The 5,751-nt window shown below is 61.5% G+C and carries 1 protein-coding gene; it reads left to right on the top strand.

The window, feature by feature from the left end; translation table 11 throughout:
• Positions 1-871: 871 nt before the first annotated feature.
• The coding region (locus NKI72_RS33850; protein WP_352852093.1) for a Ulp1 family isopeptidase at positions 872-5,751 on the top strand (4,880 nt) is incomplete at its 3' end.

Below are 5,751 nucleotides of genomic sequence, written 5' to 3'. Positions count from 1 at the left end.
GGGCCACTCTCGTCGGCCGAGTTGATGCTCCAGCCAGTATCGCCTTGCCGACCAGCATGAGTTCGCCGTTAGCAATCCATCGTCGCGAGCCGAGACCGAGGTAAAAAGCGCGTGTTATCGACTATGTAGCTGACGCTCCCGCTGACGCAGGGTTCCCGCCATTGCCTCGAGGACTACCTCGAAATGAAATACCTCTGCACGGGCGGCATCTGAAGCATGGGCTTGCAGGGCTCGCAGACCGGTAAACCAGCGAGCCATCTCCAAATATGTGAATTGTGGATTGCTCCTCGACGGGAGCTGAGGGGCGGCTCCGCAAGCCTTACGACGCTCTTTGCGAGCCGTAGCTGCCGAGCTGGCAAAAGGCCGGGCTACGTCGCGCCAGCGCAATCGGCGCGCAGAAAATTAGGCCTACCCGCTCCGGGACCGCGGACCTCGTCAGCTTCTCGTAAGTATGCCCGAGTAGGTTGCTCAGCTGATCTGTGGACGTGAGGCTAGCGTGAACCGGCACAAATTTGACCTATCCAATGTAACAGGTTGGCGGCAGGTGCAGCCCCCGGCATCTCAAGAGCAAGCGGCACAGGCCGGGCAAGAGGGCTTTGAGCAGCGCTCGGGCGAGGCGCGCCAAGCCGCTGCCCAAATTCCCGCCCCCGGCGTTCCGGCTCTGCCAGACCCGTTCCATCCTCATCCGTCTCAGGGAGACCTGAGCCTCATCGAAGGCGCGGCCCCATGGGAAGCGCAGCCCATGATGCAAGGGAGCGGACAAGAACACGCCGCGGCGCCGTACGCCGGAGGCAGTGGGTCGATGCTAGGTGCCTCGGTGCTGCAGCCGGGTCACTCAACGGCGCGCCATCATCATGCGCCGGATTCGTCAGTGGGTGATCTGAATCCTTCCGCACCGTTCGAGTTGCGTGACCATGCTCGTTCCGCCGTGCCGGCGGCGGTGCAGCCAGATCCTCCAATAGTGGTCTCCGACGGTCGCGGCTGCAAGCGTCCTCTTTATTCCAACGATGCGACCGTTGTCGAAGGGCTGAGGTCACTCTACGCGGGTAAGGCCAAGGAGGACACGGTCAAGCGCCATGTAAATTCTCTTTACGGCTTTGGTCGTTGGCTCTTTAAAAATAACAAGCCGGGATTTGCTGCTCGGCTTCACGAGGAGTCGCTGGATGAAGATCTCAAGGAGTACGAGAGCAGTGGTGGCTCCTCGACTGTGGCTGTGGCACTGCGTCGTCTCAGAGAGTCGGCGGGCGGAGTGCCAATGGTGGGCCGCGCTGTCCTGAATCCCGACCCTGCCGACGCCGTGCTCATCAAAGAGTACAAAGCGGCTCTCATCAAAGAGTACAAGGGAGCGCCTGCGACCGGGCCGAATCGCCAAACCATTCACGACTATGGAGCTACTCTTAGACGTTTCAGTGAATACCTGGTTGAAAACAACAAGCCGGGGATTGCGGCTCGGCTTCACGAGGAGTCGCTGGATGAAGATGCCAAGCGCTATAAGGACTCCAGTGGTGACCGGAGGATCATTGCACTAGCTCATCTCCGGAAGTTCCTGCCGTCCGCCGCACTCGGGCGCGAAATTGCCCTTGCTGCTCGTCCGGAAGACGCAGTCGGCATGGAGGCTCGTGCCATTGGGGACGCCGCTGCGCAGCACAGCGGGCCGCAGAAGGCATTGGGTCGGCCAGAGAAGCTCCCTGGGGAAGCTAATGAAGACGCCGCTGTTCTGCCATCGTCTTTCGTACCAACTGGGCACCATCACCAAGCCTCGGATCCCGCAGAGTCCTTTCGTCCCCTGATCTGGCGCGACGGCGACCAGCGCGCGCCGGACGAGCGGATCGCTGCACAGGACAGGAGCAACCTGCTACCAAGCGAGGAGGTGCCACTGAGGCCACCGGAATTCGCTCCGCCCAGCTTGCGGGCGGGGAATTCCGCCTCGCCAGAGCTCTTTCCTGAGGGGATGTCCCCCGCGGTCGAAGGGTTTTTTGGTGTTTTCGGCGACCCCAGCGGGCGGGTGCTCGGCGCATTGCAATTGCTAGGCGACGAACATATCCAGAGGGATTACCAGCTCCTGGAGCAGGAGTTGCAGGGGAACAATCCAGAACTCGCCGCCCGGACGCGGTTCGTGGATCCCCTCGTAGCCAATTATCATCTGCGCTTGGGCTCCGAGAGCGACAAGCTAAGCGCATTCCAGCGCATCGTCCATAATCAGAACGGTAACGACACAGCCGACTTCCTGTTCGTGCCAGTGAGCGATGGCGGTAAGACTCTTGCGGAGCGCGGCAAACATTGGTCGCTGCTGTTCGTTGATCGCAGCGACCGGGAACGGCCGGTTGCCTATCATTATGACTCCGTCAGCGGATGGCATGACAAGCTTGCAAAACACCTCGCAGAAAGGCTGGGCGCCAGCCTGGAGACCCGCGTGGACTTACCCCGCATCGCCCAGCAGAGCAACGAGTGGGATTGCGGAGTCTACGTGGTGGACGGCACGCGGGCGCTGGTTGGGCGATTGCAAAGATGGCAGCCAGACCAGCCAGACCTGAACCTCAACAACCTCGTCGTCAATCGGCAGGCACTACAAACCCGACTCATGGGTGACGATACATCTGGAACGGCAAATTATCTCACGAACTTTGAACTCATGGACCGACAGGCGCGAGACGCGGTTAAGGAAAGCCCCGTTGGGACGTTTCACCAGCGGATCAAGCGGCTCGGCCAGTCAGCGCGAGCGTTGCACGACAGAGCCCTGGCTCCAGTCGCGCCGGACCAAGGCAACCCAGACTCGGTGTTCGTACGGGACGTTGTTCCCGGGGAAACACGCCATCATCATGCGCCGGATTCGTCAGTGGTTGATCTGAATCCCCCCGCACCGTTCGAGTTGCGTGACCATGCTCGTTCTATGCCGGCGGCGGTGCAGCCAGATCCTCCAGTAGTGGTCTCCGGTCGCGACAAGCGTCCTCTTTATTCCAACGATGCGACCGTTGTCGAAGGGCTGCGGTCAGCACTCTATGCCGGTAAGGTCGGGGAGCGCACGGTCACGGACCATGTAAATTCTCTTCTCGGCTTTGGTCGTTGGCTCTTTGATAATAACAAGCCGGGATTTGCTGCTCGGCTTGACGATCCGTTGCTGGATCAGGATCTCAAAGAGTACCAGCGCGAGAGTGGCTCCTCGAACGTGGCTAGAGCACTGGGTCGTCTCAAAGAGTCGGCGGGCGGAGCGCCAATGGTGGGCCGCGCTGCCCTGAATCCCGACCCTGTCGACGCCGAGCTCATCAGAGATTACAAAGCGGCTCTCATCAAAAAGTACGAGGCAGAGCCTGCGACCGGGCCGAATCCCAAAACCACTCAGGACTATGCGGCTACTCTTAGACGTTTCAGTCAATACCTGCATGAAAACAACAGGCCGGGGATTGCGGCTCGGCTTTACGAGGAGTCGCTGGATGAAGATGCCAGGCGTTATTTGGACTCCAGTGGTAACCGGTGGATCAGTGCACTAGCTCATCTCCGGAAGTTCCCGCCGTACGCCGCACTCGGGCGCGAAATTGCCCTTGCTGCTCGTCCGGAAGACGCAGTCGGCATGGAGGCTCGTGCCATTGGGGACGCCGCTGCGCAGCACAGCGGGCCGCAGAAGGCATTGGGTCGGCCAGAGAAGCTCCCTGGGAAAGCTAAGCAGCTGAGCGAGATCGGCAATTCAGGCGCTCGCGTGCTGATGCAGGCCCCCACCCATCAAGTGGGTGCATTGCCATGGGAGGCGCAGCCCATGATGCTGGGGGACGAGCACCTGGCACCGCATACCGGAGGCAGTGGGTCGATGCTGGGTGCCTCGGTGCTGCAGCCGGGTCACTCAACGGCGCGCCATCATGATGCGCCGGATTCGTCAGTGGTTGATCTGAATCCCCTCGCACCGTCCGATTTGCGTGACCATGCTCGTTCTGTGCCGGCGGCGCCTGCCGGGCCAGCGTTCGCCAGGGCTGAGGAGACGCCCTCCGCGGTTGGCGAGGCCGCGGTGGCCGAAAGGTGGGCTCGGTTGCAAAAGCAAATGGACGAACCAGTGCATGATCCCGGCCCTCGGGTGGATACATCGCCATGGGAGGCGCAACTCATGGTGCAAGGGAGCGGACAAGAACACGCCGCGGCGCCCTACGCCGGAGGCAGTGGGTCGATGCTGGGTGCCTCGGTGCTGCAGCCGGGTCACTCAACGGCGCGCGATTCGTCAGTGGTTGATCTGAATCCCCCCGCACCGTTCGAGTTGCGTGACCATGCTCGTTCTGTGCCGGCGGCGCCTGCCGGGCCAGCGTTCGCCAGGGCTGAGGAGACGCCCTCCGCGGTTGGCGAGGCCGCGGTGGCCGAAAGGTGGGCTCGGTTGCAAAAGCAAATGGACGAACCAGTGCATGATCCCGGCCCTCAAGTGGATACATCGCCATGGGAGGCGCAACTCATGGTGCAAGGGAGCGGACAAGAACACGCCGCGGCGCCCTACGCCGGAGACAGTGGGTCGAGGCTAGGTGCCTCGGTGCTGCAGCCGGGTCACTCAACGGCGCGCCATCATGATGCGCCGGATTCGTCAGTGGTTGATCTGAATCCCCCCGCACCGTCCGAGTTGCGTGACCATGCTCGTTCTGTGCCGCCGGCGGTGCAGCCAGATCCTCCAATAGGGGTCTCCGGTCGCGACAAGGGTCCTCTCTATTCCAACGATGCGACCATTGTCGAAGGGCTGAGGTCAGCATTGGAGAGCACGGTCAAGCGCCATGTAAATTCTCTTCTCGGCTTTGGTCGTTGGCTCTTTGATAATAACAGGCCGGGATTTGCTGCTCGGCTTCACGAGGAGTCGCTGGATCCGGATCTCAAGGAGTACGAGAGCAAGAGTGGCTCCTCGGACGTGGCTAGAGCAGTGGGTCATCTCAAGACGTGGGCGGGCGGAGCGCCAGTGCTGGACCGCGCCGCTGTCCTGAATAATCCCGACCCTGCCGACGCCGCGCTCATCAGAGATTACACAGCGGCTCCCATCAAAGAGTACAAGGCAGCGCCGAGCGGGCCGAATCCCGCTACCATTCAGACCTATGGATCTGCTCCTAGACGTTTCAGTGAATACCTGGTTGAAAACAAAAAGCCGGGGATTGCGGCTCGGCTTCACGAGGGGTCGCTGGATGAAGATGCCAAGCGCTATAACAACTCCGGTGGGATCAGTGCACTAGCTCATCTCCGGAAGTCCGAACTCGGGCGCGAGCTCCCTGGGAAAGCTAATGAAGACGACGCTGTTCCGCCATTGTCTTTCGTGCCAACTGGGCCCCATCACCAAGCCTCGGATCCCGCAGGGTCCTTTCGTCCCCTGAGCTGGCGCGACGGCGACCAGCGCGCGCCGGACGAGCGGATCGCTGCACAGGACAGGAGCAACCAGCTACCAAGCGAGGAGGTCCTCATCAACCGTGAGCATGATACAGCGGAGTTGAGACCAGCGAAGAGGCAAAGGACCCCGAACAGTCGTCTGCAGGACGTTGCCACTGAGCCGCAGCTGAGCGAGATCGGCAATTCAGGCGCTCGCGTGCTGATGCAGGCCCCCACCCATCAAGTGGGTGCATTGCCATGGGAGGCGCAGCCCATGATGCAAGGGAGCGGACAAGAACACGCCGCGGCGCCGTATGCCGGAGGCAGTGGGTCGAGGCTAGGTGCCTCGGTGCTGCAGCCGGGTCACTCAACGGCGCGCCATCATCATGCGCCGGATTCGTCAGTGGTTGATCTGAATCCCCCCGCACCGTCCGA

The sequence above is a fragment of the Mesorhizobium sp. M0437 genome (assembly GCF_040321335.1).
In the GTDB taxonomy this organism is placed as follows: domain Bacteria; phylum Pseudomonadota; class Alphaproteobacteria; order Rhizobiales; family Rhizobiaceae; genus Mesorhizobium.
Note: the sequence above shows the minus strand (reverse complement) of the source record. Positions and strands in the feature narration are given on the sequence as shown.